We start from the raw sequence: 26,612 nt of genomic DNA on the forward strand, positions 1-26,612 counted from the left end.
GCAGGGCTTTGGGACACTTCAGATGTTGGCGTCGAGGAAGGCAGCGAGCTGCGACTTCGAAAGAGCGCCTACTTTAGTGGCCTCGACGTTGCCGTTCTTGAACAGCATCAGCGTCGGGATACCACGAACGCCATGCTTGGCCGGGGTTTCCTGATTTTCGTCGATGTTCAATTTGGCAACGGTCAATTTGCCTTCGTACGTGCTGGCGATTTCGTCCAGAACCGGGGCAATCATCTTGCAAGGGCCACACCATTCAGCCCAGTAGTCGACCAGTACAGGGCCTTGAGCCTTGAGTACATCGGCTTCGAAGCTGGCGTCGGTGACGTGTTTGATCTTGTCGCTACTCATGGATGTCTCCGAGTTCGTAGGCTAAAAAACGACGCTCATCATAGCGGGCCTAATGACATTCAGGAAGCGAAGGATCATTGAGTCTAGCTATGATGGCTTATGACTAAGGTTATAGCTCATCACTGACTCGAAGGGGAAACGAAAACGATGCCCGTGCGCAGCGCAGCGCCTCTGACGTGTTCCTGCATGGCTTTTTGCGCAGGTCCGGAGGCGTGCCGGGCCAGCGCGCGAAGGATCTTGCGGTGCTCCTGCCACGTCTCCATCACCCTCGCCGCCCTGATGAACGGCATCTTCTGGCTCTCCAGAAAAATATCGGCGCCTGCGGTCACGATCCCCAGCATCGCCTGATTGCCACTGGCGACCAGGATGTGCCGGTGGAATTCGAAATCAAGACGTGCGGCCGACTCGAAATCCCCGGCACGCAACTCCAGACGCATCGCCTCGACGTTGTCTTCCAGCACATCCCGTTCGTCGGCGGTCAGCGTCACAGCGGCCAGCCCCGCAGCGAAGCCCTCCAGCGCATAACGCAGTTGAAACGTATCAGCCGGAGAAACCTGAGCCTCGAACGGCCAGGAAAACCCACCCGTGCGCTGTTCTGGTTCAGAAAGGGCCTGCACGAAGACGCCTTTGCCAGGCTGCACACTGATGATGCCCAGGGCGCTGAGCGACGAAAGCGCCTCGCGCAGCGATGCACGACTGACCCCCAGCAAAACGGCCAGATCACGCTGCGAAGGCAGGCTGTCGCCAGGTTTGTAGCCCTGCTCGGCAATCAATTTACGGATGGCCCTGAGGGCGGATTCCGGTACGGCGAGCGAAGTATGCGGCATCACTGTTCAGGCCAGTCAGTCCAGTAAAAATCCCTTTTATCGTCATCCCGAGCATTCGGCAAGCGGCGCCCAGCGCTGGGGCGGCGGGGCTTTCAGACGCGCTAAAGCAGGGCATGCGCAAGATCAACTGTTCAGACCAGTAAGACCAAAAAATGCCTGTACCCCTTGAGTTATGGCCCGCTCAAGACGAGTGGCATGGGCTGTGCACTGGGTTAACGGCCAACACCTTACCGTTCCGTCCGGAGAGTTCTCATGACCAAGCGTTACAGCGCACTGCTTACTGCCTTGTTTGCCAGCCTGATGCTGAGCCAGGCGCCAGCTCAGGCCAATGGCCTGGAAGACGTCGTAGCGCGCGGCACTTTGAAGGTCGCCGTTCCACAAGACTTTCCGCCTTTTGGCTCTGTTGGCCCGGACATGAAGCCACGCGGTCTGGACATCGACACCGCACAACTGCTGGCCGACAAGTTGAAGGTCAAACTTGAGCTGACGCCGGTCAACAGCACCAACCGCATCCCGTTCCTGACCACCGGCAAGGTCGATCTGGTAATTTCGAGCCTGGGCAAGAACCCGGATCGCGAAAAGGTCATCGACTTCTCCCGCGCCTATGCACCTTTCTACCTGGCCGTGTTCGGTCCGCCTGATGCACCGGTCAAGGAAATTGCCGACCTGAACGGCAAGACCATCAGCGTGACCCGCGGCGCGATTGAAGACATCGAGCTGTCGGCTGTTGCGCCACAGGGTGCAACCATCAAACGCTTCGAAGACAACAACTCCACCATCGCCGCCTACCTGGCAGGCCAGACCGACCTGATCGCCAGCGGCAACGTCGTCATGGTCGCCATCAGCGAGCGCAACCCCAAGCGCATCCCGGCCCTGAAAGTTAAACTCAAGGACTCGCCCGTGTATGTCGGCGTGAACAAAGGCCAGCCGGAGCTGCTGGGCAAGGTCAACGAAATCCTGAACGCCGCCAAGGCCGACGGAACGCTGGAAAAGGCGTCCACCACCTGGCTCAAGCAGCCACTGCCAGCCGATCTCTGATCGCCGTTTTCTGATTCACAGGGTTTGCCAATGGCTTATCACTTCGACTTTGCACCCGTTCTGCAGAACATAGATCTGCTGTTGCGCGGGGCATTATTCACACTGGAATTGACAGCCATCGGCACCTTGCTGGGCGTTAGCCTGGGGATAGTCGGTGCCGTCGTGAGGGCCTGGAAAATCCAGCCCTTCGCGAGAATTTTTGCGGTGTACGTGGAGTTGATCCGCAACACGCCGTTTCTGGTCCAGTTGTTCTTTATATTCTTCGGCCTGCCCTCATTGGGCATGCAGATATCGGAATGGCAGGCCGCCGTGCTGGCGATGGTGATCAACCTGGGGGCCTATTCGACGGAGATTATCCGCGCAGGCATCCAGGCCATTCCAAAGGGGCAGATTGAAGCATCGGCAGCCCTGGCGATGAGCCGTTACGAAACCTTCCGCTATGTCGTGCTGGTGCCAGCTTTGCGCAAGGTCTGGCCCGCGCTGAGCAGCCAGATCATCATCGTGATGCTGGGTTCGGCGGTCTGTTCGCAGATCGCGACGGAAGAGCTGAGCTTTTTCGCCAACTTCATCCAGTCGCGCAACTTCCGCTCGTTTGAAACCTACATTGTTACCACGCTGATCTACCTGTGCATGGCCCTGCTCATCCGGCAATTGCTGGCCTGGATCGGGCGTCGCTACATCTCGAGGAGCAGCTGATGGACTTTACCCTTTGGGACATCGTGCGCAACCTGCTGACCGGCCTGCAATGGACGGTGGCCCTGTCGCTGGTGGCATTCATCGGCGGCGGCCTGATCGGCCTGCTGGTGATGGGCATGCGCACCTCGGAGAAATCCTGGCCGCGTGTGGCAGCCAGCTTATATATAGAGCTGTTTCAAGGCACACCGCTGTTGATGCAACTGTTTCTGGTGTTCTTCGGCGTGGCGCTGATGGGGATGGACATTTCCCCGTGGGCCGCCGCTGCACTGGCGCTCACGCTGTTCACCAGTGCCTATCTGGCCGAAATCTGGCGAGGGTGCGTCGAGTCGATTTCCAAAGGTCAGTGGGAAGCCTCTGCCAGCCTGGCCCTGACGCCTTTCGAGCAGATGCGCTACGTGATCCTGCCGCAGGCGCTTCGTATTGCCGTCGCCCCAACGGTCGGCTTTTCGGTGCAGGTGGTCAAAGGCACGGCGGTGACCTCGATCATCGGCTTCACCGAACTGACCAAGACCGGCAGCATGCTGGCCAACGCCACCTTCGAACCTTTCATGGTCTACGGCTTCGTTGCCTTGGGCTATTTCATCCTTTGCTATCCGTTGTCGCTCTGTGCGCGTCATCTGGAAAGGAGACTGCATGCCTCTGCTTAGAATTTCCGCCCTGCACAAATACTACGGCGATCATCACGTGCTCAAGGGCATCGATCTGACTGTCGAAGAAGGCCAGGTGGTGGCGATCATCGGTCGCAGCGGCTCGGGCAAGAGTACGCTGCTGCGCACGCTCAACGGGCTGGAGTCGATCAACGACGGCGTGATCCAGGTCGATGGCGAGTACCTGGACGCGGCCCGCGCCGATCTGCGCACGCTTCGGCAGAAAGTCGGCATGGTGTTCCAGCAGTTCAACCTGTTCCCGCACTTGAGCGTGGGCGAAAACGTGATGCTCGCGCCGCAGATCGTGCAGAAGGTGCCAAAAGCCGAAGCGGCCAAACTGGCGAGGAAAATGCTGGAGCGCGTGGGGCTTGGCGAGAAGTTCGATGCCTTTCCGGATCGCCTTTCGGGCGGGCAACAGCAACGCGTGGCGATTGCCCGTGCGCTGGCAATGTCCCCCAAGGTGCTGCTGTGCGACGAGATCACGTCGGCGCTGGACCCGGAACTGGTCAGCGAAGTGCTCAGCGTCGTGCGTCAACTGGCGGCGGACGGCATGACCCTGATCATGGTCACCCACGAAATGCGCTTCGCCCGGGAAGTGGGCGACAAACTGGTGTTCATGCACCAGGGCAAGGTACATGAAGTGGGCGACCCGAAAGAACTGTTCGCCAACCCGAAAACCCCGGAACTGGCCAACTTCATCGGGACTGTGGAACACGCGTGATACACATCACCAGCGGACAAGAAACGCCTTATCGTCATACACCCGTTTTGCTGGTTATCACGTGGGAGCTTGCTCGCGAATACGCCGGTGCAGACTTGAAGGAGGACAGGGCGTTTGAACCATCGCTTTCGTGAGCACGCTCACTCTCACGGGATTATGCAGTTCGTGACGCTCTGCGCGAGGTTAAGGGACGAACGCGAAGTCGGTGAGTGCTCACAGAGCGAGATTAATACCGGGTATTTCCGCCGCCCGGGCAGCTTCGCGTTGGCGGCAGAGGTGGATCGTGGCACGATGGCGCGGTTATCGAACGGGATTGCCAGACCATGCCGCACTCTAAACCCAAGAATCTTTCACTGATCGCCGCTATCGACCTGGGCTCCAACAGCTTCCATATGGTTGTGGCAAAAGCCAATCAGGGCGAAATTCGCATTCTTGAGCGCCTGGGCGAGAAGGTGCAGTTGGCAGCCGGAATTACCGAAGAGCGCCAGCTCACTGAAGAATCCATGCAACGGGGCCTCGACTGCCTCAAGCGCTTCGCCCAACTGATCAACGGCCTGCCACTTGGCGCCGTGCGGATCGTGGGCACCAACGCCCTGCGTGAAGCCCGCAACCGCAACGACTTCATTCACCGCGCCGAAGAGATCCTCGGCCATCCGGTGGAAGTCATTTCGGGCCGCGAAGAAGCCCGCCTCATCTACCTGGGTGTGTCTCACACCTTGGCAGACACCCCAGGCAAACGCCTGGTGGCCGATATCGGCGGCGGCAGTACCGAATTCATCATCGGTCAGCGTTTCGAGCCGCTGCTGCGCGAAAGCCTGCAGATGGGCTGCGTGAGTTTCACTCAGCGCTACTTCCGCGACGGCAAGGTGACACCTGCGCGCTACGCTCAGGCCTACACCGCCGCTCGCCTGGAAATCATGAGCATCGAGCACGCGCTGCATCGCCTGAAATGGGATGAAGCCATCGGCTCGTCCGGCACCATTCGCGCCATCGGCCTGGCACTCAAGGCCAATGGCTACGGCGCAGGCGAGGTCAATGCCGAAGGGCTGGCCTGGCTCAAGCGCAAGCTGTTCAAACTGGGTGACATCGAGAAGATCGACTTCGACGGCATCAAGCCTGACCGCCGTGCAATCTTTCCCGCAGGCCTTGCGATTCTGGAAGCGATTTTCGATGCCCTAGAACTCAAGCGCATGGATCACTGCGAAGGTGCCCTGCGTGAAGGCGTGCTGTATGACCTGATGGGGCGACATCATCACGAAGACGTGCGCGAGCGTACGCTGACGTCGTTGATGGAGCGTTACCACGTCGACATGGAGCAGGCAGCTCGCGTTGAAGCCAAGGCCTTGCACGCGCTGGAACAGGTCGCCGACAGCTGGGACCTGCAACACGAAAGCTACGCCGAGCTGCTGAGCTGGGCCGCCAAGGTGCATGAAGTGGGTCTGGACATCGCTCACTATCACTACCACAAGCACGGCGCCTACCTGATCGAGCACTCCGACCTGGCCGGTTTCTCACGCGAAGACCAGCAAATGCTCGCGCTGCTGGTGCGCGGTCATCGCCGTAACATTCCCAAGGACAAGTTCGCCGAGTTTGGCGATGAAGGCATCAAGCTGATTCGCCTGTGTGTGTTGCTGCGCTTTGCGATTCTGTTCCACCACATCCGTGGCACCCAAGAGATGCCACGTGTGGTGCTGCGTGCAGACGGTCCGAACCTGGATGCGGAATTCCCGTCCGGCTGGCTGGAAAACAACCAGCTGACTCAGGCCGACTTCGCGCTCGAAGCGGAGTGGCTGACCCGAGTCGGCATCGTCTTCAGCGTACGCTGAGGACCGGGTTGCTCAGGCGCTCCAGCAGGGTCGCCTGGGCGCTTCGAGCGTTCTGGTTGCCGGTCGGCGTACTGCGCACGTAACGCCCGTCAGACTGCAACAGCCAGCTGTGGGTGTTGTCGGTCAGATAGCTTTCCAGCTCCTTCTTCACGCGCAGGATCAGCTTTTTGCCTTCCACCGGGAAGCAGGTCTCGACGCGCTTGTCGAGGTTGCGCTCCATCCAGTCGGCACTCGACAGGAACATCTGCTCGTCCCCGCCATTGAGGAAGTAGAAGACGCGCGTGTGCTCCAGGAAGCGACCGATGATCGACCGCACATGGATATTGTGCGAAACCCCGGCGATGCCCGGACGCAGGCAGCACATGCCGCGCACCACCAGATCGATACGCACCCCTGACTGACTGGCCTTGTACAGCGCGCGGATGATCTTGGGATCGGTCAGCGAGTTGAACTTGGCGATGATGTGCGCAGGCTTGCCATCGACCGCGAACTGCGTCTCGCGGGCGATCATGTCGAGCATGCCTTTCTTGAGCGTGAACGGCGCATGCAGCAGCTTCTTCATGCGCAGCGTCTTGCCCATGCCGATCAACTGGCTGAACAGTTTGCCGACGTCTTCGCACAGCGCGTCGTCGGAGGTCAGCAGGCTGTAGTCGGTGTACAGACGAGCGTTGCCAGCGTGGTAGTTGCCTGTGCCCAAATGCGCGTAACGCACGATCTCGCCCGCCTCACGGCGCAGGATCAGCATCATCTTGGCGTGGGTCTTGAAGCCGACCACACCGTAGATCACCACCGCACCTGCCGCTTGAAGACGGCTGGCCAGTTGCAGGTTGGACTCTTCGTCGAAGCGCGCCCGCAACTCGATCACTGCCGTGACCTCTTTGCCGTTACGTGCCGCATCGACCAGCGCATCGACGATTTCCGAGTTTGCGCCACTGCGGTATAGCGTCTGACGGACGGCCAGCACGTGCGGGTCTTTAGCGGCCTGACGCAACAGATCGACGACCGGCGTGAAGGACTCGAAAGGATGCAGCAACAGAATGTCCTGCTTGCTGATCACACTGAAAATGTTTTCGCTGTTCTGCAGCAGCTTCGGAATAGCAGGCGTGAACGGCAGGTATTGCAGCTCTGGATGGCTGTCCAGACCGGTAATACTGAACAGGCGCGTCAGGTTGACTGGCCCGTTAACCTGATACAGCTCGGACTCGGTCAGGTTGAACTGCTTGAGCAGGTAGTCGGACAGGTGCTTGGGGCAGGTGTCCGCCACTTCCAGACGCACCGCATCGCCATAACGACGCGAGAACAGCTCGCCACGCAGCGCGCGTGCAAGGTCTTCCACGTCTTCAGAGTCCAGCGCCAGGTCGGCGTTACGTGTCAGGCGGAACTGGTAGCAGCCTTTGACCTTCATGCCTTGGAACAGGTCATCGGCGTGAGCGTGAATCATTGACGACAGGAACACGAAATTGTCGCCAGGGCCGCAGACGTCTTCCGGCACCTTGATGACGCGTGGCAGCAGACGCGGTGCCGGAATGATCGCAAGGCCCGAGTCGCGACCGAAGGCATCGATGCCTTCCAGTTCGACGATGAAGTTCAGGCTCTTGTTGACCAGCAACGGGAAGGGGTGCGTCGGGTCCAGGCCGATCGGGGTGATGATCGGCGCAATTTCGTCACGGAAATAACGGCGGACCCAGGCCTTGAGCTTGGCGGTCCAGTGACGACGGCGGATGAAGCGGACCTGGTGCTTTTCCAGTTCCGGCAAAAGAATATCGTTGAGGATCGCGTACTGGCGGTCAACGTGACCGTGAACCAGTTCGCTGATCCGGGCCAGCGCCTGATGCGGCTGCAAGCCGTCGGCTCCAGCCTGCTCACGGGCGAAGGTGATCTGTTTCTTGAGGCCCGCGACACGAATCTCGAAGAACTCATCGAGGTTGCTGGAGAAGATCAGCAGGAACTTCAGCCGCTCAAGCAACGGATAGGACTCATCGAGCGCCTGCTCCAGAACCCGTATGTTGAACTGCAATTGGGACAGTTCGCGATGAATGTACAGGCTGCTGTCGTCCAGATTCGGAGCGACGACGGCAGGCACCGCAGCAGCAGGTGCCTCGATGGCCGGGACCACCTCGATGTCAGGGTCAACCATAGGTGCAGTCTCCTGAATATCGACTTCAACAGCGGCTTCGATGAGTCCTTCGGTATTCATGAATGTTCCTGTGAGGCTATTGCCCTTTCAGCAGTTGAGCAGCGCGAACGGCAAAATACGTGAGAATGCCGTCAGCTCCTGCGCGTTTGAAGGCGGTGAGGGATTCCAGAATCACCCCTTCACTCAGCCAGCCGTTCTGGATTGCAGCCATGTGCATGGCGTATTCGCCACTGACCTGATACACAAAGGTCGGCACCTTGAACTCATCCTTGACCCGATGAAGGATGTCCAGGTACGGCATACCTGGCTTGACCATCACCATGTCCGCGCCTTCAGACAGATCGGCAGCCACTTCATGCAGCGCTTCATTGCTGTTGGCCGGGTCCATTTGATAGGACGCCTTGTTAGCCTTGCCCAGGTTCAACGAAGAACCTACCGCATCGCGGAACGGACCGTAATAGGCACTGGCGTATTTGGCAGAGTAAGCCATGATCCGCACATTGACGTGCCCGGCCAGCTCCAGCGCTTCACGGATGGCCTGAATACGCCCGTCCATCATGTCGGACGGCGCAACCACCTGAGCACCGGCATCGGCATGGGACAACGCCTGTTTGACCAACGCATCGACCGTTATGTCGTTCTGCACGTAGCCTTCTTCATCAAGAATGCCGTCCTGGCCATGCGTGGTGAACGGGTCGAGCGCTACGTCAGTGATGACGCCCAGCTCGGGGAAGCGGTCACGCAACGCACGTGTGGCGCGCTGGGCAATGCCTTCCGGATTCCAGGCTTCAGCACCATCCAGGGATTTCTTTTCAGGGGGGGTGACCGGAAACAGCGCCAGCGCAGGAATGCCCAGCGCGACCCAGCTTTCGGCTTCCTTGAGCAGCAGATCCACGCTCAAGCGTTCGACGCCCGGCATCGAGGCCACGGTTTCACGACGGTTTTCACCATCGAGTACGAATACGGGAAGAATCAGATCGTCGACGGTGACAACGTTTTCGCGGACCAGCCGACGGGAAAAGTCGTCGCGGCGATTACGGCGCAAACGAGTGAGAGGAAACAGGCGGTTAGCGGGGGTAAAGCTCACGGCGAGACTCCTGAGCCCGCATACGCGGGCAAGCGCGACAGTTATAAGCCGCCATTATGACCAATGTGTGACAGTCGTGGTTCGACCTGCGACTGCAGGTCGCAGCGGCGTAACTGGAGACAAAGGACCATTGTGGTTGCAAGAATCTTTAACGTCGAGACACATATGGACACTTTCATGATTGCGTTGGGCGCGTTAGGCTGCGCGTTCATTTCGCCAGCATCCAGACAATGCTCCAGAATTTCTTGAATGAGTTTGGCTACTTCGCCCTCTTCCTCGGCACCTTCTTTGAAGGCGAGACCATTCTGGTTCTTGCTGGATTTCTTGCGTTCCGCGGGTACATGGACCTCAACATTGTCATCCTGGTGGCGTTCTGCGGAAGCTACGCGGGCGACCAGTTGTGGTACTTCATGGGGCGCAAGCACGGCCGCAAACTGCTTGCGCGAAAACCTCGCTGGCAACTCATGGGCGACAAAGCGTTACGGCTTGTGCGCAAGCACCCGGACATCTGGGTGCTGAGCTTCCGCTTCGTCTACGGCCTGCGAACCGTGATGCCGGTGGCCATCGGTCTGTCCGGTTACCCGCCAGGACGCTACCTGCTGCTAAACGGCATCGGCGCCGCAGTGTGGGCCGCAGCGCTGGGCTCGGCGGCGTATCATTTCGGCGCGGTGCTGGAAGGTCTGTTGGGCAACGTCAAGAAATATGAGCTCTGGGTACTCGGCGCCCTGATCCTTCTTGGCCTGGGTCTGTGGCTGCGTCGCCGTATCAAGAATGCCCGCATCGCTCGCGAAGCCCGTGCAGAGAGACAATGCTGCGCGTCGGCAGCCGCGTCCGACCTGGACATGCCGGTCGAAGTCCCTGTCGACCTCAAGAAAAAATCCGACGACTGAATACTCCCGTTTTCTCCGGGCGCAGGCCAAACCGCCTCGCCCGGATGCTGCGCCCTTTCCCGCCTGATCCCTCCCCCGGCAAGACCCGACACTGAACAGATGACGCTCAATGTGTTCCATTGGTAGATGCGTCATGACCAAGGAGTCGAAATCATGCAAAAGAAAGTGGCTGTGATCCTGTCCGGCTGTGGCGTCTATGACGGTGCCGAAATTCATGAAAGCGTGTTGACCCTGCTGCGTCTCGATCAGCGCGGCGCACAGGTACAGTGTTTCGCGCCAAACATTGCGCAGCACCACGTCATCAATCACCTGACGGGCGAAGAAATGCCCGAAACCCGCAACGTGCTGGTCGAATCGGCACGTATCGCGCGCGGTGAAGTGAAAGACCTGCTTGAGGCCGACGTCAACGACTTCGATGCGTTGATCGTGCCGGGCGGCTTTGGCTCGGCCAAGAACCTGTCGGACTTTGCATACCAGGGCCAGGCCTGTCAGGTCAACGCAGCACTGCTTGCATTGGCAGAGGCGTTTGCGCTGGCAGGCAAACCCGTCGGGTTGATGTGCATCACCCCGGCTCTCGCAGCAAAGATCTACGGCCCGGGCGTGATCTGCACCATCGGTAACGACCCCGAGACAGCCGCCGCGATCACTAAAATGGGCGGTGAGCATCAGGACTGCGACGTATCAGAAATCGTGGAAGACGAGGCTCGAAAACTGGTCAGCACCCCGGCCTACATGGTCGCCAAAAGCATCAGCGAAGCGGCCGCAGGCATCAACAAACTGGTTGATCGCGTGCTGGAGCTGACTCAGGAGCAGGAGGCGTGAGAATCATAAGCCTCATCTGACCGCTCCGGACCCAAAACTGTGGGAGCGAGCTTGCCGGCGAGGCGTTTTTTCAGCCAGCCCATCAGTGGCCGGCCTACCGCTATCGCCGGCAAGCCGCCTCCCACGGGCTTTGTGTTCCGCCAGCTGCCGCCGTTTTAGCCCGGTCTCTGCGCAGCCACCTCGAGCCTGCGTTTCTCCGCCAGACGACTGCGACCGTACAGCACCGCAATGGCTGTCAGCGCGATGGCCTGCGCACCCAGCGAATAGGCGTCGGCATGAATGCCCAGCCAGTCGAACTCGAAGAACGGCACTGGCCGCGTACCGAACACCCCGGCTTCCTGCAACGCCTTGACGCCGTGGCCGGCAAACACCACCGAGAGCGCACACAGCAGGGCTGCGTTGATACCGAAGAATAGCGTCAGTGGCAACTTCGCCGAGCCGCGCAGGATGATCCACGCAAGCCCCACCAGCAGCACCAGCGCCGTCGCGCCGCCCGCCAGTACCGCGTTATGTCCGGCAGGACCGGCCTGAAGCCATAGGGTTTCGTAAAACAGGATGACCTCGAACAGTTCACGGTACACCGAGAAAAACGCCAGCACGGCGAAGCCGAAACGCCCTCCGCCACCGACCAGACTGCTCTTCACGTAATCCTGCCAGGCCGCAGCATGACGACGATCATGCATCCAGACGCCCAGCCACAGCACCATCACGCTGGCGAACAGCGCCGTGGCGCCCTCCAGCAGCTCACGCTGCGCGCCGCTTACATCGATCACATAGGCTGCCAGTGCCCAGGTCGCCAAACCGGCCAGCAGCGCAAGCCCCCAGCCCACGTTGACGCTGCGCACGGCCGATTGCTGTCCGGTATTACGCAGGAACGCCAGAATCGCGGCCAGTACCAGAATCGCTTCAAGCCCTTCACGCAGCAGAATCAACAGACCCGAGATGTAGCTCAGGGACAGACTCAGACCGTCGCTGCCCAGCAAGTCTGCCGACTGCTTCAACTTTGCCTTGGCCGCTTCCAGCTTCTGCGCCGCCTGGGCGACAGGCAGGCCGTCCTGCAACGACTGACGATAGGCCATCAGGCTTTTTTCAGTGTCCTTGCGAACCTCGGCATCGACGTTGTCCAGCGAGCTTTCGACCAGCTCAAAACCCTCCAGATAGGCGGCAACCGACAAATCGTAAGCCTGTTCACGGTCACCGGAGCGATAGGCCGCCAGGCTCTTGTCCAGGGTCACGCTGGTGTAGTCGAGCAACTGCGCAGGACCGCGCTGAACCTGAGGCGGTTGGGAACGCTGGGCGCGGAATGTTGCGGCAGCCTCAGAGCCTTCGACCGCCTGGATCTCGGCTGGCGTCTGACGCGCCAGGTCCGCGAGGTTGAATGTTTTGGTCGGATTGGCACTCGGCTGCGCGCTGAAGCTGGCGATGTAGGTGGCAATGTCCCAGCGCTGGCGATCATCCAGTTGATCGGCAAACGCAGGCATGTCGGTGCCCGCAATGCCCTGGCCCGTGGTGGTGTAAAGGCTATAAAGACTCAGACGGTCCAGACGCGCGACATCGCGCAGGTTTCCCGGCGCAGGTTCAAGCCCAATACCGGCAGGGCCATCACCGGCGCCGGTGTCGCCGTGGCAGACCGAGCAATGCTGCGCATACAGCGGCGCACCGCGAGCAGGATCAGGGGTGATTGCCGGTGCCTGGCTGACCTCATAGGCCAACGCCAGTTTCGCGCCCAGTTGCCTGGCCTGGCGAGCCACTAGCGCGCCGTCCTGCCGCTCGTCCACACCCTTTTTGAGGGTGGCAGCAGCCTGCTCCAGCTCTGCACGTTCGGTGCGCTGGGGTAGCGCGACCATCAGACCCTGGAGCACATGCAATGCGTCGAGCTGCTTCTGATACCCAGCGCTGTCGATAACTTTGCCGTCCACCACCGTCGCGGGATAGTCCGCGCTGAGGTAATCCAGCACATGCAGCGCTTGGGCCGCCCCCTCTACGGGATCGGCAAGCGCACCGAAGCTGCACAGCAACAGCATGGACGTCAGCAGCCGGACGAGTGAACGAGAAAGCAGGTGCATTGGTGAATCTCAATAAGAATGCGATGCGCTGCATTGTTCACGTCAAATTGATGCTACTCAATACTCCGGGCGTTTTTTTGTTACAGCGTTTTACGATATGCCCATTACGCCGTACCGCGATGCAACGTCGCGAGAAAACCCGCAGCGCCCACGAACAGGCTGGCAAAGGTCCGATTCAGGCGGCGCTGCTGAAGTGGCGTCTTCAATGTACGGAGGATGCGAGACGCAAGCCCGGTGTAGCCCGCCATCACAATCAAATCCACCGTCACCATCGTTGCGGCGATGATCACGTACTGCATCAACAACGGTGCGGCCGGGTCCACGAACTGCGGCAGGATCGCCAGCATGAACACCATCGCCTTGGGATTGCTGATATTGACCAGAAAACCACGCAGGACCAGCCTGGAGGGACTGCCGACCGGCCGAACCGCCGACCCTTCGGAAAGATCGACAGGCAGCGCTCGCCACTGCTTGATGCCCAGATAGACCAGATACGCCACGCCAAACCACTTGATCAACGTGAACGCAAGCTCGGACGCTGCAAGCACGGCGCCCAGCCCTGCTGCGACAATCGCGATCTGCGACGCCAACGCGATCTGTAAGCCCAGCGCATTCCAGTAACCGCGCAGGAACCCGTATTGCACGCCGCACGACATGGAGGCGATAGCGCCTGCACCCGGAGAAAGACTGATTATCCAGCAGGCTGCCAAAAAGCCCAGCCACGTTTCAAGCGCCATCACGCACCTCAAGCAGAGTCGAATGCTCGCTAAATTAGTGCGTAACGGCCCGTGTGACTAATGATTTCTAATCCTGCTCGTCTTGCGGGGTCGAGAGGTGGGCCTGAGGATACAGTTCACTGCCGCGCCAGCGGCGAACCGATTTCTGGAAGAACTGGCTGTTGGGCACCTGGACCAATGCGCCGCCGGCTTCCGGTGTTTCGATCAAGGTCGTGAACATCAGATTGATCGCCACCACACGGCCTTTCACGCCAGGCTTGTCCAGCGTGTCGACCAGCTCGACCAGATCGCCGATGCGGAACGGTCCGATGGTAAAGATCAGGATGGCGCACAGCAGATTAGACAACACGCTCCACATGGCAAAGAACGCCACGGCGGCGACCGCTACAAAGCCGGACAACGCCGTCCACAACACCGTGGCTGAAACGCCGAGCCGCCCCAGCACAAAGACGAAGGCACTGCCCATGATCAGCCAGCGCAGCCCGCCGCGCACCGGCACCAGAAGCTCGGGCGGCAATGGGTAACGCTCGCCCAGCCCGGTCAGAAAACGTCCAACGACCCGCTGCAACACATAACCCGCCAAGAGAATCAGCAGGATTTGCGCGCCCAACAGAATCGGTTCCACCCAATACGCAGAAACAGGCAAACCCAACATCTCCATCACGACAAGGCTTCCAGCTCGGCCTGCATCGACTCCAGCAATTCCAGGGCCTGCATCCAGGCGTCTTCCAGCTCGGACTCGCGCACTTTCAGTTTTGCCTGATCGGCCAACAGTTCGCGCAGCTTGTCTTTGTTGGCCGCCTCGTAGTTGGTGCTATTGGCCAGGGCTTCTTCCACCTTGGCGAGTTTTTCGTGCAACGTGCTCAGATCACGTTCCAGCTTGTCGGCCTCGCGCTTGTGCGGAGCCAGTTGCTGGCGCAATGCAGCAGCCTGCTGACGCTGGGCTTTCTTGTCGGTTTTGTCGGCGTTGACCGGCGTATTGCTCACCGGCGCGTTGCGCAGTCGATAGTCAGCCAACCAGCGCGTGTAGTCGTCCAGATCGCCATCGAACTCCTGAACGCGGCCGTCAGCCACCAGCAGGAAGTCGTCGGTCGTACTCTTGAGCAAGTGGCGATCGTGAGACACCACCAGGACAGCGCCACCGAATTCCTGAAGCGCCATCGTCAACGCCAGACGCATTTCCAGATCGAGGTGGTTGGTGGGTTCGTCGAGCAGCAACAAATTGGGTTTTTCCCACGCGATCAGAGCCAGCGCCAGACGCGCCTTTTCGCCTCCGGAGAAATTCAGTACCGGCTCGTCCAGACGTGCGCCACGGAAGTCAAAACCGCCGAGAAAATCACGCAGGGTCTGCTCGCGCTCGGTCGGCGCAAGGCGTTGCAGGTGCAGCAGCGGCGTAGCCTTGGCGTCCAGCGAATCGAGCTGATGCTGGGCGAAGTAGCCCACGGTCAGGTTCTCGCCGCGTACCAGTCGGCCGCTCTGAGGGGAGAGCTCGCCTGCCAGGTTCTTGATCAGCGTCGATTTGCCTGCGCCGTTAGGACCCAGCAGACCGATGCGCGCACCCGGCGTCAGTTGCAGCTTCACTTTTTCCAGAACAGTCTTGTCGCCGTAGCCCAAACGCGCTTCGGACAGGTCCAGCAGCGGGCTGGATATTTTGTCGGACTCACGGAAAACGAAGTTGAAAGGCGAGTCCACGTGCGCAGCGGACAACTCTTCCATGCGCTCCAGCGCTTTTATCCGGCTCTGGGCCTGACGCGCCTTGGTGGCCTGGGCCTTGAAGCGCGCAATGTATTTTTCCATGTGCGCGCGCTGCACCTGCTGTTTCTCGTAGGCCTGTTGCTGCTGGGCCAGACGTTCGGCACGGGCGCGTTCGAAGGCGCTGTAGCCACCCCGGTAAAGCGTGATCTTGCGCTGTTCGACATGAGCGATGTGGTCGACCACGGCGTCGAGAAAATCCCGGTCGTGGGAAATCAGCAGCAACGTGCCCGGATAGCTTTTCAGCCAGTCTTCGAGCCACAGAATTGCGTCGAGGTCCAAGTGGTTGGTCGGCTCATCGAGCAGCAACAGGTCGGAAGGGCACATCAAGGCCTGCGCCAGGTTCAGGCGCATACGCCAGCCACCAGAGAAGCTGCCCACCTCGCGTTCCATCTGCTCGTTGGTGAACCCCAGGCCCGCCAACAACTTGCGGGCACGCGCATCGGCGGTGTAACCGTCGGCACTGTCGAGCTCCGAGTGCAGACGAGCCTGAGCGGCCCCGTCCTGCGCGGCTTCGGCTTCGGCCAGCAGACGCTGAACCTCACGCAGACGCACATCGCCATCAAGCACGTAGTCCACGCCCAGGCGCTCGAGCGTGTCGACCTCCTGGCGCATGTGAGCGATGCGCCAGTCAGCCGGCAACAGACAGTCACCGGCATCAGGCGTAAGCTCGCCGCGCAGCAACGCGAACAGGCTGGATTTACCGGCGCCATTGGCACCGATCAGACCGGCTTTATGGCCGGCGTGCAGGGTCAGCTCGGCGTCTTCTAGCAGACGTTGCGGACCACGCTGTAAGGTAAGGCTTTGAAGTCGAATCATAATGGCGGCGGAGTCTACCAGCTTCGTCCTGAACAGGTGGATCACTATGCCTACAGACCTGTGGAGTTTCACCCTGGATTTTTACGCCCGACCGGGTGTGGAACAGGCATGTCTTGAGCTGCAAGCCAGCGGGGCCGACGTATGCGTGGTGCTGTGCGGGGTATGGCTGGGGCTGCGCGGTGTCGAATGCAATGCTCAACGATTGTCTGAAATCGGACAATTGGCAACGCCTTGGCAGAAGGATGTGGTGCGGCCCTTACGGGAATTGCGCACTCAATGGCGAGCGGCGGCGCAAGATGACGCGGTGCTGAGCGACTTGCGAGTAAGGGTCAAGGCGCTGGAACTGGACGCCGAGCAAACGCTGCTGAACCGACTTGAAGCCCTGACCGAAAGATGGCCTATCACAAAGCGGCGAGACATTTCGGCGTGGCTTTACGGGATTGACGAAACCAGGGCCGAAAAAAACCGCGATGCGCTGCATGTGCTGCGCATCGCGGCTGAGGTGACCGACGCTTAGGAAGCGCTGGTCGGTGTAGCGCCATTGGCTGCCGAAGGTGCAGGCGCGGCCGATGGGGTTGCAGGTGCCGGCGCGGCTGCTGGCTTGACCGCAGGCGTCGCGGTCGCTGCAGGTTTGGCGGCTGCAGGTTTCGTAGCGGCAGGTTTGGCCACGGACCTGGCGGCTGGCTTGGCAGTCGCAGGTTTGGCGGCTGCCTTCACAGGCGCTTTGGCAGGCGCCTTGACGGCAGGCTTGGCAGCGGCGGTGGCTTTAGCGGCTGGCGCCTTGGTGGTTGCAGGCTTCGCAGCAACAGGCTTGGCGGGCGCTTTGGCCACTGCTGGCTTAGCGGCAGCGGTTTTCGCAACAGCGGGTTTGGCTGCAGTCGGTTTGGCAGCGGCAGTCTTGGCAGCCAATGGCGCTTTGACGGCTGGCTTGGTAACGGGCTTGGCGGCAGCCTTGGCCGGTGCTTTGGCAGCAGCGGGTTTGGCCAAAGGCTTGGCGGCGGTTTTGGCTGGAGCCTTGGCCGCAGGTGTTTTGCTTGCAGGTGCTTTGGCAGTAGAAGGCTTAGCAGCAGGCGCCTTGGCGACCGCAGCCTTGGCAACAGGCTTGGCGGCCGCCGCTTTAGGGGCGGAAGCAGGTTTGGCGTCACGCGTGGTGAGGATCTTGCCAACCGCCTCTTTGACGCGGCCAATACCTTGGGCAAGCTTCAGACTTTCCTGCGCATCACGCTTGAGGTGCTGAATATAGGTGCGGGTTTCAGTCTGACGGTCCTTGAGCGCATCCAGCAGCTCTTCCAGTTCAGACACGGCACTTTTGGCCTTGGTCTGCGCCTTAGCCTTACCGACCGTGGCGGCATCCTGCAATTTGGTGCGGGACTTGTGCAGTTTTTCCTGCGCCTTGCCGCGTTGTTTTTCAAGCTTGGCGAGCAGTTTCTCGGCATCAGCCAAAGCTTGGGAACAGGCGTCTTCCAGATGTTCAAGCAAGCTGCCCGATAGTTGTTGGAGCAAATGCAACGGAGTATTTACTGGCTTCTTTTTGGCCGACATGACTTACCTCCTGGCTGACGAAATTGCGGCTCATACTAGACTTCTGCTCGCACCGCCGCTAGGGCATCTTGACACCATGAATGACGCCCTGTTGCATACTGCCAAAAATGATTGTCGGCCCCGTTTCGGAGCGTTTGCAAAATTCACCTCACAAGACCCATCACCCCAGACGCTTGCACTGGCATAATCGCTGACTTCCCAGGCCGGAGAGCATCCATGTCGCGCTACCTGTTAACGTCGTTGTTTCTCTTGCTACCGCTGGCTCAGGCGACTGAAAACCCGCCCAATACCGACTCTCACGACCTCGCCTACAGCCTGGGCGCAAGCCTGGGTGAGCGCTTGCATCAGGAAGTGCCGGACCTTGATCTGAAAGCGTTGGTGGACGGGTTGAAGCAGGCTTATCAAGGCAAGCCGCTCGCACTCAAGCAGGAGCGCATCGATCAGATTTTGCGTGAGCACGATGCTGCGATGGCGCAGGCCGAAACCACGGGCACGGACGCGCCTACCGAAGCAGCGCTGAGTGCAGAAAAGCGTTTCATGGAAAGCGAAAAAGCCAAGCCGGGCGTGAAAACGTTGGCTGACGGCATCCTGATGACTGAAATCACGCCAGGTACGGGGCCAAAACCGGACGTCAATGGCCGAGTCGAGGTCAACTATGTGGGGCGCTTGCCGGATGGCACCATTTTCGACCAGAGCAAACAGCCGCAATGGTTCAGGCTCGACAGCGTCATCAGTGGCTGGACCAGTGCGTTGCAGGGGATGCCGACCGGGGCGAAATGGCGGCTGGTGATTCCGTCGGACCAGGCCTATGGCGCAGAAGGCGCAGGGGACCTGATCGATCCGTTCACCCCGCTGATCTTCGAGATCGAGCTTATCGCCGTCTCGCAGTAACCCGCCTCGCAGAAACGCGAAAGGGTGCAAAAGCACCCTTGGCAACAACAGATTACGGCAGTAACGGAAACCGGTCAGGCCTGAGCCGTGACCTCTTCCTTGTGGGAGTTGTGCAGCACTTCGATCAGGCAGTCTTCCAGTTCGAAACGCTCATGCAGCAACTGACCCAACTGGTTGAACTCCTTGGCAACCACCGTGCAATCCGAGCAATCGCCCTTGTCGCAGCGGTCGTTGAAGGCCAGTGCGAATTTGGTGATGACATCCAGACGCGGGTAGATCGTGTCAGCCAGCTCAAGACCGCGCTCATCGTTGAACGCCTTGGCTTCGTTGCTGAGCTGTTCGTAAACCTCGAAGTGTCCGGCCGAAACGTAATCGACCAGGATCTCGCAAAAGCGCTGCAGCCCCGCGCGATCGGCCGCCAGTGCAGCAGGTGTGTCGCCCAGTGCGTCGTAGGCCTCGATCAGTTCATGGCGGTCCTGTAACCAGCGGTCAATCAGGAGATTGACGCCACCCCAGCGTTCCTGAGCATTCTGACAACTTTCCAGCATGATGTTCTCTCTTCCCTTCAGGGGCATGCGGTCCTGTGCCGGCCTTAAAGATTTTCAAGGACCTGGCCTCATAAAAGCGTCAGGACAGCATACTTCCAATGACGCGTGCGGCTCAGATTATGCCCGCTCGACTAGGCCATCAAGGTACGCAGGAGATAAAGTTCATACAAGCGTTTAATCGTCGGCCCGACTTCCGGCAGCTATCCACAGGCTCAACTCGCTCAAAAGGGGATACAACGGCAGCAACGCCAGCCCCACAAATGCCAGCAGGCTCCACTCGGGAAGGCTGAGTCCGAACAGTGACCAGGTGACTTGCGCGCAGAAAGCCGCCTGACCTCGCAAACCCTCATTCCAGCTGCCAAGCGACACGCTGGCGAACAGCCGTTCCAGCGACGCGACCAGCGGAATCAACTGATCGGCAGAGGCTGTCTGCAACCAGACCTGAGTCCCCGCCATCACCGCTCCCGCCAGCGCGATCAGCAGCAACGCCCCGCAATACCGACACCAGCCAGCAGCGGCAGGAGAGTGACAGGCCGCAGCAAGTGTCAGAACGCCGTAGCTGACCATTGCAGCCCGCTGAGTCAGACACAGCGCACACGGCTCAAGCCCGACGACTCGCTGAAGGTAAAGAACAGCGGCAATGATCAATGCACATGTCAGGCATGCCAGAAAGAACAACGAACGCGTGCGGGCCAGATGCATGACAGATCCGTAACAAAAAAACGAGACGTTAACGGTAGAGGAAAGGGCTCGACGCTTTCAAGGCAACGCCGTACAGATACGTCGCCACAAAACAAGGAAACAACATACGCACCAGCGAGGCTTTTTGACTGAGCGGTGTAGGACCATTCCGGCCCACTCAAGCTTGCGTTAAAACCAGACATTTCAGGCGAAAAAAAGCCCTGCGGACAGGGCTCTTTTTTCGGTTTCGACTCAAGCGCCGGTCAGCGCTGGCAACGGACGCGTCAGAATGCGTTCATCGAGCAAACCCAACCCTTCCTGAAAAAGCTGGTTGCTGCGGTCCGTCTCACCCAGTTGCGCAAGCAGGCGCGCCAGCTCTGCGCAGGTTTCGGGGTTGCGCTCAAGACGCAGACTGCTTTCCAGGTAATCACGCGCCTTGCCCCACAGTCGGCTTTGCAGGCAGATGCGACCCAGACTCAGCAGCAGGCTGGGATCGCGCGGATGATGCTTGAGCCAGCCCTCGGCCGTTTGCAACTGTTTGGCCGGATCACCGCCGCGCACCAGGCCGTACAACCGCGCCAAATGACTGTTGTAATCGCGCTTGAGCGCCGCACGCAGAACTTCTTCAGCTTGCGCGTCAGCGTTCAGACGACGCAATTGGTCGGCATACGCCAGCACCAATTGAGGCTCCTGACGTTGCGCCGAAGACAAACCTTGCCAGGCTTTCTCAAGCGAAGGCAGGCCGGTCAGTGCGCTTTCGCCCTCACCGCCCTCGCGGTAGGCCGCCAGCGTCAGGTTTTCGCCCCAGGCACGGCGTTCCAGCTCTGCGAGTTCCTGAGGCGGCAGTACCTTATCCTTGCGCAGCTCGGGCATCAGACGAATAAGTGCGGACCAATCGCCACGCTGCTGATAGAGCCGCTGCAACTGACGCAGCACCTGGGGGTTGTGAGGGTGACGTTCGTGCATGGCCTGCAGCGTGGTCAATGCGCCGTCGGTGTCACCGCGATCCTGCTGAAGCTGGGCGTGATTCAACGCAATGGCCAGCTCGGCCTGCGGCTGGCGGATTAGCGCACGCTCCAGCAGATTGTCACAGTCTTCGTAGTGACCTTGCTCGTTGGCCGCACGTGCCGCGCCGATGTAGTAAAGAAGCGGATGAGCATCGGCCTCTGCGGCGCGGTGCAGGTGACGTTGCGCGCTAGACCAGCGCCCTTCGGCAAGGTCCATCTGACCCTGCTCGATTGCAATCTGGATGCGGCGCCGACGATTGCGGCGCGACCAGGGATTGACCACCCCGCCGGACGTTGTCAGCAGATTGATCACCAGACGGACAAGCAAAATCACCAGCAGAAAGACGATCAACAGCGCCAGCGTCGCCCACAGGCTCGATTCATATCGAAAGTTCTGGTACGCAATCAACACGTACCCGGAGTGCTCGGCAATCGCGACGCCGACCAGCGCCGCAATGCCAATGGCGATGAACAGCAGTACGTAAAGACGCTTCATGGACTGGTCCCTCGCAACGCCTCAGCAGGCTGACCCGACGCATGACGACGCTCAAGGTAGGCTTGCACGGCACTCAGGCTCGGTGCCAGATCAGGCGTCTTGACTGCAACCGGCTGCGCGGCAATGACCTCGAGGCGCTCACCCAGCAGTTTGTTTTGCGGGTCGTCCTCGCTGAAGTTGGCTTGCAGAACGTTCCTGGCCTCTGAAAGCGCCTTGGCATAAACCTCAGGCTCGCCGTTGAGCGCGGCCCACTGCGCCTGCTCCAGCGTCAGGCTGAGGGCCAGACGGACCTGCGACAAACTCTGGCCTGCCAGCACCGGACGGATGTCCTTGTCGGCGTTGAAATCGACACGGAAGTAATGCGAAATCTGGTCCCACCAGCGCGTCCACTGACTGTCTTCGCCTTGGGCAGTGTCCATGCCTGGTAGCGTGTCACCCTTGTCTTCGTACTCGGGGGCCAGCTTGTTGAGTTGCACGGCCTGATCGCGCAGCGCAGCCAGTTGCAGGAACAACCCGGTGCGGTCCGGCTGCTCGACACTGCGCAGCGCACCCAGGCTTTTGGCGAGCTGCTCACGCGCCGCAAACGAACCCGGGTCATCCTGTTCACGCAGAATCTCGTCGGCGCCTTCTACAAGCGCCTCGGCACTGTTGATGTCCTGCAATGCGGAGAGACGCAGACTGGCCAGACGCAACAAGTGTTCGGCCTCGGCCAGACGCCAGTCCTTGCGGCTGGCACCCAGAACGGTTTCCAGACGCTGGCTCAGACGTTGCTGGTCGCCCTGCAGTTGCGCAACCAGTCGGCGACTGTCCTCGAGCTGATCGGCGGGCGGGAACTGAGCAAGACGAGCATTGAGCTGCTGATCGCTCTGGGCGAGCGCCAGGGTTTGCACCGCGATGTCCTGAACCTCGCCGCGCTGCTGCTGGTGGCCAGCCTGCAACATCCGCAGTTGCCAAACGCCCCAGCCTGCCACGGCGACACCCGCAATCCCCAGCAGCAATGCCAGAATCACCAGCCCACCGTTGCGATTGCCCGAACGCTCCGGGCGCACAGGGTCTGGCGTGGATGCCGATGGTTTCACTACCGATTCTTCGTCTTTAGGCAAGGCTGTTTCGCTCACGTATCCCATCCTTTGCATGTTGGCGTAATAGCGTAAACGACAAAGAGTCGATCAATACGCCTTGAAGGCAGGCTGAGGTTGATCCCGCAACGCTGCCAGCAGTGCCCCGGCGCTCGCGCCGTGGCAATCAATAACAGTCAGAGCCCCTGCTGCACGAGCCATCTCGGCAACGCGGGGACTGGGTACAAACAACGGCAGACCGGCCAGATCCGGCCAGCGATCACCTGCCAGCCTGAGCAGATGTTCAAAACCCTGCCCACTGCTGACCACCAGCCCGTTCAAGCGTTCCAACTCGACACGCTGCGGCAATGCCCGCGCCGGGTACTCTGGCAGATAACGGCGATACAGCGGCAGGTATTCAACAATGACGCCTTTTTCACGTAAACGCTCGGCCAGCAACTCGCGTCCTTCGTCACCGCGCATGATCAATACACGACTGCCCGACTGAGCAATCGCCGCCTGCAACGTTGGCAAATCCAGCAGCGCTTCGCTGTCATCGCCGCGTTCGGGCCAACTGACATCCAGACCATAGTCGAGCAGTATCTGCCCGGTGGCGGCGCCGACGCTGAACCACGGCTGAATGGGTGGCTGGGGCCACACCTCGTCGATCAGCTCGATGGCCAGACGCGCAGCGGGCTTGCTGACGACGATGACAGCACAATAATTGAGCAACTCGAAGATGACCGAGCGTTGCGCAGGCGTCAACGCCAGAGGCTCGGTTTCAAGAAGAGGCAGGCTGCTGCTGAAGATACCGGCATCAGCCAGCACCTTGGCCAGGGCTGCCGATTCCTCGGCAGGACGGGTCAGCAGCAGACGCCAGGCACTCATTCGTCAGAGGCCTCGCCATAGACGGCCTTGAGGATTTTCGCCGCCCCCTGAGCCAGAAGCGCTTCAGCCACTTCGACACCCAGCGCCTGAGCAGCGGTTTGCGAAGCGCGCGCCTCGGCCCGCAACAACACACTGCCGGATGGATCGCCGACCAGACCGCGCAACCAGACCTGATCGCCCTCCAGTACGGCGTAGCAGGCGATCGGCACCTGACAGCCACCGTTGAGGTGCTTGTTCAGCGAACGCTCGGCAATGACGCGCACAGCGGTGTCTTCGTGGTGCAAGGGCGCAAGCAGCGCGTGAATTTCGGCATCGACACTGCGGCACTCGATACCCACGGCACCCTGACCGCCAGCGGGCAGGCTGTCCTGGACGCTGATCGCTGACGTGATGCGCTCTTCAAAGCCCAGTCGGATGAGGCCGGCGGCAGCCAGAATGATCGCGTCATACTCGCCCGAATCCAGCTTGGCCAAGCGCGTATTGACGTTGCCGCGAAGGAAATGAATTGTCAGATCGGGACGACGTGCCAGCAGTTGGGCCTGACGACGCAGGCTGGAGGTCCCGACGATGCTGCCGGAGGGCAAGGCTTCCAGACTGGGGAAGGTGTTGGATACAAAGGCATCGCGAGCATCTTCACGTTCACAGATACAGAACAGACCCAGCCCTTGAGGGAAGTCCATTGGCACGTCTTTCATCGAGTGCACGGCGATGTCGGCTTCGTTTTCCAGAAGCGCCGTTTCAAGTTCTTTAACGAAGAGACCCTTGCCGCCGATTTTTGCCAAAGGCGAGTCCAGCAGCTTGTCGCCGCGACTGACCATCGGCACCAACGTCACGATCAGGCCTGGGTGAGCCTGTTCAAGCCGGGCCTTGACGTACTCGGCCTGCCAGAGGGCCAGAGCACTTTTGCGGGTGGCGATGCGGATTTCGCGAGAAGACATTGAACGATCCGTACTGGGTAAATGCGACGGATAATAACAGCTCAAGGGGGCTTGCTTCAGCGTTGACCGAAAAGTAGCACCAAGCCGCTTGCCCATGCAGGGCATCAGTTCACGCGTTGAAAGGTACGGAACGGGGTTGTTCGCAGAGAACCGGAATACCCGAGGCCTGGAATCTGGCGCCAGTGCCACGGCTCGGCCTTCGCGAGCAAACCATCGCGGTGATTGTTTACAACTGTTGCATCATTTTGCGAACGCCAGCCACATGACGACGACTGACGATCAGAGCATCACCATTGAGGCCTTTCAGAAACAACTGAAAATGCCCGAGCGGTGTGCGCTGCAAACGTTCGATACGCTCGCGAGCGACCAGCGCGTTGCGATGGATGCGCACGAATCGATCACCGAATTCGTCTTCCAGCGCCTTGAGCGGCTCATCCAGCAGCACTTCACCGCCTTCGTGACGCAGGGTCACGTACTTATGGTCGGCGATGAAAAAGATCACCTGATCCAGCGGAATCAGCTCGATACCTTTGCGCGTGCGCGCACTGATGTGAGTCCGTGGGCCGTTACCGCTTTCGGCTGCGGGTCTGGTCATGGCAGCCAACTGCACGCGGTTGGGCCGCTCGGCCTTTCTCAGTGCTTCGACAAGATGCTCGGGACGCACAGGCTTTACCAGATAGCCGACGGCACTGACCTGAAAAGCATCCAGCGCGAACTCGTCATGCGCCGTACAGAAAACCACGGCGGGAGGCGCTTCGCGCTCGCACAGTTTGGCGGCCACCTGCAGGCCGTCCATACCCGGCATGCGGATATCCAGCAGCACGACATCAGGCTTGAGATTATCAATCAGCGCCAATGCTTCATCACCATTTGTGGCGCTGGGTTCTAATACCCGGTAACCCTCGATTTCGCCGACCAATCGGCTCAGTCGCTCGCGGGCCAGGGGTTCGTCATCAACGATCAGGACATTCATATAGCTCTGGCTTCCTGCGTGAGTCTCGCACAAGGATAGCGTAGACAGGTGTAGTGACGACCGTCACGGCGCTCCACGCTCAGACTGGCGTACGGGCCAAAAAGTGCCGTAATGCGAGCGTCGATATTCGTCAGGGCCTGTTGAGTACCGTTGGAAGTCTGCCGAGTGGCAACTTCTTCATAGGGATTGCTGACACGCAATATGAACTCTCCCTCTCTATAGTCTGCTTCGACTGTTACTACACCCCCTTCAACTCGCGGGGCAATGCCATAGATCAAAGCGTTTTCAAGTAATGGCTGCAAGGTTAGCTGGGGAATCGGCAAGTCATCGGGAATTGCGCTGACTCTCCAGTCCAACTGTAGACGCTCGCCGAGACGATATTGCTCAATCGATAAATATCGTTTTGCCAAAGCCAGCTCTTCACCCCACGTTACAAGGCTGCCGGGCTTGGCCAGGCTGGCACGAAAAAGGTCGGAGAGGTCCAGCACAGCCTGCTCGGCCTTCAACGGATTGGTAGCCACCAGGCTGGCGATGCTGTTGAGCGTATTGAATAAAAAATGCGGCCGGATTCTCGCCTGCAGCGATTCGATCCTGGCCCGAAGCTCGCCCTGCTGCTGTTTGCGCCACTGACTCTGCAGATAAAAGTAGCGCAACATCAGCGCCGACATGATCAAGGCAATCAGCGAATAGCGGATGTAACGGTCCACCATCCCGCCCACCGTGATTCGTCCCGTGAGCTGGCACACATCCGTAACCGCCGTGCATAACAGCGTCAGCCCCACCACCAGCAAACAACCGAGCAGCCCTGCCAGACCGGGTGAAAGCCGGGCCAGCCAAGGGCGCAGCCCGCACAGCAAGGCGGCGGACAGCAGCACGATCCATTGCACGAACAGCGACATCAACGCCAGTCGCACCCAGTTGAAGCTCTCTCGCATCGGCTCGACCAGCACAAGGACAAGCACCAGCAGCTCGGCCAGAACGACGAGCACGAGCAAAGCTTGCGGCAGGCACAGTTCGGGAAGGAAGAAATCTTTGCCGGGAGCACGCCCGGCGTCGGGCTTTACAGGTTGATCTCGCATCGGCTCAGTCTCGGCCCTGACAGGGACAGCGGCAAGACATCCGGAAATAAAAAAGCATCAAGCCTGTTATCATCATAACCGCCTTTGTGCCACGTATC

General features: G+C 59.9%; 26 protein-coding genes. 9 read left to right on the forward strand and 17 right to left on the reverse strand.

The genetic code is table 11. The features are described 5' to 3' along the window. Positions 1 to 18: 18 nt before the first annotated feature. Both trxA and ALP40_RS21105 read right to left on the reverse strand, forming a co-directional pair. Positions 19 to 348 carry a thioredoxin TrxA gene (trxA, locus tag ALP40_RS21100; protein WP_004886824.1) on the reverse strand — a complete coding sequence of 110 codons (330 nt, stop codon included), beginning with the start codon at positions 346 to 348 and terminating at the stop codon, positions 19 to 21. Positions 349 to 467: 119 nt separating this feature from the next. Beyond that, entirely contained in the window at positions 468 to 1,175 is a 708-nt protein-coding gene (locus ALP40_RS21105; RefSeq protein WP_122210116.1) for a FadR/GntR family transcriptional regulator, read from the reverse strand. Between the two features lie 252 nt (positions 1,176 to 1,427). On the opposite strand from ALP40_RS21105, the gene ALP40_RS21110 reads away from it, so the two are divergent. From ALP40_RS21110 to ppx, 5 genes are all read left to right on the forward strand, one after another. After that, on the forward strand, positions 1,428 to 2,213 hold the full coding sequence (locus tag ALP40_RS21110) for a transporter substrate-binding domain-containing protein (protein ID WP_122210117.1): 786 nt from the start codon (positions 1,428 to 1,430) through the stop codon (positions 2,211 to 2,213). 30 nt (positions 2,214 to 2,243) lie between these two features. Further along, positions 2,244 to 2,909, forward strand: a complete 666-nt coding sequence (locus ALP40_RS21115; RefSeq protein WP_122210118.1) for an amino acid ABC transporter permease — start codon at positions 2,244 to 2,246, stop codon at positions 2,907 to 2,909. Then, positions 2,906 to 3,556, forward strand: coding sequence for an amino acid ABC transporter permease (locus tag ALP40_RS21120; RefSeq protein ID WP_181115387.1), 651 nt, complete (start codon positions 2,906 to 2,908; stop codon positions 3,554 to 3,556). Before ALP40_RS21115 ends, ALP40_RS21120 begins: the two co-directional genes overlap by 4 nt. Further along, positions 3,543 to 4,277 carry an amino acid ABC transporter ATP-binding protein gene (locus ALP40_RS21125; protein WP_122210120.1) on the forward strand — a complete coding sequence of 245 codons (735 nt, stop codon included), beginning with the start codon at positions 3,543 to 3,545 and terminating at the stop codon, positions 4,275 to 4,277. The genes ALP40_RS21120 and ALP40_RS21125 overlap by 14 nt, the downstream gene beginning before the upstream one ends. Positions 4,278 to 4,600: 323 nt before the next feature. Further along, complete coding sequence (ppx, locus tag ALP40_RS21130; RefSeq protein WP_122210121.1) at positions 4,601 to 6,103, forward strand: exopolyphosphatase; 1,503 nt, start codon at positions 4,601 to 4,603, stop codon at positions 6,101 to 6,103. Here the strand turns inward: ppx and ppk1 are convergent. Together ppk1 and hemB are read right to left on the reverse strand one after the other, a co-directional pair. Next, a complete protein-coding gene (ppk1, locus tag ALP40_RS21135; protein WP_236438423.1) occupies positions 6,090 to 8,240 on the reverse strand; it encodes a polyphosphate kinase 1 in 2,151 nt (716 codons plus the stop codon). The genes ppx and ppk1 overlap by 14 nt on opposite strands. A gap of 76 nt (positions 8,241 to 8,316) precedes the next feature. Beyond that, positions 8,317 to 9,327, reverse strand: coding sequence for a porphobilinogen synthase (gene hemB / locus ALP40_RS21140; protein WP_004886850.1), 1,011 nt, complete (start codon positions 9,325 to 9,327; stop codon positions 8,317 to 8,319). 230 nt (positions 9,328 to 9,557) lie between these two features. Between hemB and ALP40_RS21145 the strand changes: the two genes are divergently transcribed. Further along, positions 9,558 to 10,217: a DedA family protein gene (locus ALP40_RS21145; RefSeq protein WP_122210123.1), complete on the forward strand. Its 660-nt coding sequence runs from the start codon at positions 9,558 to 9,560 to the stop codon at positions 10,215 to 10,217. 153 nt (positions 10,218 to 10,370) lie between these two features. After that, positions 10,371 to 11,039, forward strand: a complete 669-nt coding sequence (gene elbB / locus ALP40_RS21150; protein WP_122210124.1) for an isoprenoid biosynthesis glyoxalase ElbB — start codon at positions 10,371 to 10,373, stop codon at positions 11,037 to 11,039. A 155-nt stretch (positions 11,040 to 11,194) separates the two neighbouring features. Here the strand turns inward: elbB and ALP40_RS21155 are convergent, their stop codons facing one another. The 4 genes from ALP40_RS21155 to ALP40_RS21170 form a co-directional block, all read right to left on the reverse strand. Continuing rightward, positions 11,195 to 13,105, reverse strand: a complete 1,911-nt coding sequence (locus ALP40_RS21155) for an FTR1 family protein (protein WP_122210125.1) — start codon at positions 13,103 to 13,105, stop codon at positions 11,195 to 11,197. 104 nt (positions 13,106 to 13,209) lie between these two features. Next, entirely contained in the window at positions 13,210 to 13,842 is a 633-nt protein-coding gene (locus ALP40_RS21160) for a LysE family transporter (protein ID WP_122210126.1), read from the reverse strand. A 67-nt stretch (positions 13,843 to 13,909) separates the two neighbouring features. Further along, positions 13,910 to 14,503 (reverse strand): mechanosensitive ion channel family protein, encoded by a 594-nt coding sequence (locus ALP40_RS21165; RefSeq protein WP_122210127.1) that lies wholly within the window; start codon positions 14,501 to 14,503, stop codon positions 13,910 to 13,912. Beyond that, positions 14,503 to 16,413, reverse strand: a complete 1,911-nt coding sequence (locus ALP40_RS21170; protein ID WP_122210128.1) for an ATP-binding cassette domain-containing protein — start codon at positions 16,411 to 16,413, stop codon at positions 14,503 to 14,505. The genes ALP40_RS21165 and ALP40_RS21170 overlap by 1 nt, the downstream gene beginning before the upstream one ends. 46 nt (positions 16,414 to 16,459) lie before the next feature. On the opposite strand from ALP40_RS21170, the gene ALP40_RS21175 reads away from it, so the two are divergent. Further along, positions 16,460 to 16,930, forward strand: coding sequence for a TIGR02444 family protein (locus tag ALP40_RS21175; protein WP_122210129.1), 471 nt, complete (start codon positions 16,460 to 16,462; stop codon positions 16,928 to 16,930). Here the strand turns inward: ALP40_RS21175 and ALP40_RS21180 are convergent. Further along, a complete protein-coding gene (locus ALP40_RS21180) occupies positions 16,927 to 17,955 on the reverse strand; it encodes an AlgP family protein (RefSeq protein WP_122210130.1) in 1,029 nt (342 codons plus the stop codon). The genes ALP40_RS21175 and ALP40_RS21180 overlap by 4 nt on opposite strands. A gap of 216 nt (positions 17,956 to 18,171) precedes the next feature. Here ALP40_RS21180 and ALP40_RS21190 point away from each other — a divergent pair, with 216 nt between their 5' ends. After that, positions 18,172 to 18,846, forward strand: a complete 675-nt coding sequence (locus ALP40_RS21190) for an FKBP-type peptidyl-prolyl cis-trans isomerase (RefSeq protein ID WP_122210132.1) — start codon at positions 18,172 to 18,174, stop codon at positions 18,844 to 18,846. Positions 18,847 to 18,920: 74 nt separating this feature from the next. Here ALP40_RS21190 and rsd read toward each other — a convergent pair whose 3' ends face one another. From rsd to ALP40_RS21230, 8 genes are all read right to left on the reverse strand, one after another. Further along, positions 18,921 to 19,394, reverse strand: a complete 474-nt coding sequence (gene rsd, locus ALP40_RS21195; protein WP_122210133.1) for a sigma D regulator — start codon at positions 19,392 to 19,394, stop codon at positions 18,921 to 18,923. Positions 19,395 to 19,568: 174 nt separating this feature from the next. Then, a complete protein-coding gene (locus ALP40_RS21200; RefSeq protein WP_122210134.1) occupies positions 19,569 to 20,096 on the reverse strand; it encodes a disulfide bond formation protein B in 528 nt (175 codons plus the stop codon). Between the two features lie 231 nt (positions 20,097 to 20,327). Then, positions 20,328 to 21,578, reverse strand: coding sequence for a heme biosynthesis protein HemY (locus tag ALP40_RS21205; protein WP_122210135.1), 1,251 nt, complete (start codon positions 21,576 to 21,578; stop codon positions 20,328 to 20,330). Further along, a complete protein-coding gene (locus ALP40_RS21210) occupies positions 21,575 to 22,696 on the reverse strand; it encodes a uroporphyrinogen-III C-methyltransferase (RefSeq protein ID WP_181115205.1) in 1,122 nt (373 codons plus the stop codon). Before ALP40_RS21210 ends, ALP40_RS21205 begins: the two co-directional genes overlap by 4 nt. Before the next feature lie 51 nt (positions 22,697 to 22,747). Further along, the gene (locus ALP40_RS21215) at positions 22,748 to 23,524 is read right to left on the reverse strand and encodes a uroporphyrinogen-III synthase (protein ID WP_122210137.1); all 777 of its coding nucleotides are present in this window, start codon (positions 23,522 to 23,524) and stop codon (positions 22,748 to 22,750) included. Further along, a complete protein-coding gene (hemC, locus tag ALP40_RS21220; protein WP_122210138.1) occupies positions 23,521 to 24,462 on the reverse strand; it encodes a hydroxymethylbilane synthase in 942 nt (313 codons plus the stop codon). The genes ALP40_RS21215 and hemC overlap by 4 nt, the downstream gene beginning before the upstream one ends. A 226-nt stretch (positions 24,463 to 24,688) precedes the next feature. After that, positions 24,689 to 25,435, reverse strand: coding sequence for a LytTR family DNA-binding domain-containing protein (locus ALP40_RS21225; protein WP_122210139.1), 747 nt, complete (start codon positions 25,433 to 25,435; stop codon positions 24,689 to 24,691). Further along, entirely contained in the window at positions 25,432 to 26,514 is a 1,083-nt protein-coding gene (locus ALP40_RS21230; protein ID WP_122210140.1) for a sensor histidine kinase, read from the reverse strand. Before ALP40_RS21230 ends, ALP40_RS21225 begins: the two co-directional genes overlap by 4 nt. Positions 26,515 to 26,612: the final 98 nt, after the last annotated feature.

It is taken from the genome of Pseudomonas viridiflava (genome assembly GCF_003702045.1).
In the GTDB taxonomy this organism is placed as follows: Bacteria; Pseudomonadota; Gammaproteobacteria; order Pseudomonadales; family Pseudomonadaceae; genus Aquipseudomonas; species Aquipseudomonas viridiflava_C.

Excerpts from the sequence above, each read along its gene's own strand:
- trxA (WP_004886824.1), bottom strand. The coding sequence starts at position 348 with ATGAGTAGCGACAAGATCAAACACGTCACCGACGCCAGCTTCGAAGCC.
- ALP40_RS21105 (WP_122210116.1), bottom strand. The coding sequence starts at position 1,175 with ATGCCGCATACTTCGCTCGCCGTACCGGAATCCGCCCTCAGGGCCATC.
- ALP40_RS21110 (WP_122210117.1), top strand. The coding sequence starts at position 1,428 with ATGACCAAGCGTTACAGCGCACTGCTTACTGCCTTGTTTGCCAGCCTG.
- ALP40_RS21115 (WP_122210118.1), top strand. The coding sequence starts at position 2,244 with ATGGCTTATCACTTCGACTTTGCACCCGTTCTGCAGAACATAGATCTG.
- ALP40_RS21125 (WP_122210120.1), top strand. The coding sequence starts at position 3,543 with ATGCCTCTGCTTAGAATTTCCGCCCTGCACAAATACTACGGCGATCAT.
- ppx (WP_122210121.1), top strand. The coding sequence starts at position 4,601 with ATGCCGCACTCTAAACCCAAGAATCTTTCACTGATCGCCGCTATCGAC.
- ppk1 (WP_236438423.1), bottom strand. The coding sequence starts at position 8,240 with ATGGTTGACCCTGACATCGAGGTGGTCCCGGCCATCGAGGCACCTGCT.
- ALP40_RS21145 (WP_122210123.1), top strand. The coding sequence starts at position 9,558 with ATGCTCCAGAATTTCTTGAATGAGTTTGGCTACTTCGCCCTCTTCCTC.
- elbB (WP_122210124.1), top strand. The coding sequence starts at position 10,371 with ATGCAAAAGAAAGTGGCTGTGATCCTGTCCGGCTGTGGCGTCTATGAC.
- ALP40_RS21155 (WP_122210125.1), bottom strand. The coding sequence starts at position 13,105 with ATGCACCTGCTTTCTCGTTCACTCGTCCGGCTGCTGACGTCCATGCTG.
- ALP40_RS21160 (WP_122210126.1), bottom strand. The coding sequence starts at position 13,842 with ATGGCGCTTGAAACGTGGCTGGGCTTTTTGGCAGCCTGCTGGATAATC.
- ALP40_RS21165 (WP_122210127.1), bottom strand. The coding sequence starts at position 14,503 with ATGGAGATGTTGGGTTTGCCTGTTTCTGCGTATTGGGTGGAACCGATT.
- ALP40_RS21170 (WP_122210128.1), bottom strand. The coding sequence starts at position 16,413 with ATGATTCGACTTCAAAGCCTTACCTTACAGCGTGGTCCGCAACGTCTG.
- ALP40_RS21175 (WP_122210129.1), top strand. The coding sequence starts at position 16,460 with ATGCCTACAGACCTGTGGAGTTTCACCCTGGATTTTTACGCCCGACCG.
- ALP40_RS21180 (WP_122210130.1), bottom strand. The coding sequence starts at position 17,955 with ATGTCGGCCAAAAAGAAGCCAGTAAATACTCCGTTGCATTTGCTCCAA.
- ALP40_RS21190 (WP_122210132.1), top strand. The coding sequence starts at position 18,172 with ATGTCGCGCTACCTGTTAACGTCGTTGTTTCTCTTGCTACCGCTGGCT.
- rsd (WP_122210133.1), bottom strand. The coding sequence starts at position 19,394 with ATGCTGGAAAGTTGTCAGAATGCTCAGGAACGCTGGGGTGGCGTCAAT.
- ALP40_RS21200 (WP_122210134.1), bottom strand. The coding sequence starts at position 20,096 with ATGCATCTGGCCCGCACGCGTTCGTTGTTCTTTCTGGCATGCCTGACA.
- ALP40_RS21205 (WP_122210135.1), bottom strand. The coding sequence starts at position 21,578 with ATGAAGCGTCTTTACGTACTGCTGTTCATCGCCATTGGCATTGCGGCG.
- ALP40_RS21215 (WP_122210137.1), bottom strand. The coding sequence starts at position 23,524 with ATGAGTGCCTGGCGTCTGCTGCTGACCCGTCCTGCCGAGGAATCGGCA.
- hemC (WP_122210138.1), bottom strand. The coding sequence starts at position 24,462 with ATGTCTTCTCGCGAAATCCGCATCGCCACCCGCAAAAGTGCTCTGGCC.
- ALP40_RS21225 (WP_122210139.1), bottom strand. The coding sequence starts at position 25,435 with ATGAATGTCCTGATCGTTGATGACGAACCCCTGGCCCGCGAGCGACTG.
- ALP40_RS21230 (WP_122210140.1), bottom strand. The coding sequence starts at position 26,514 with ATGCGAGATCAACCTGTAAAGCCCGACGCCGGGCGTGCTCCCGGCAAA.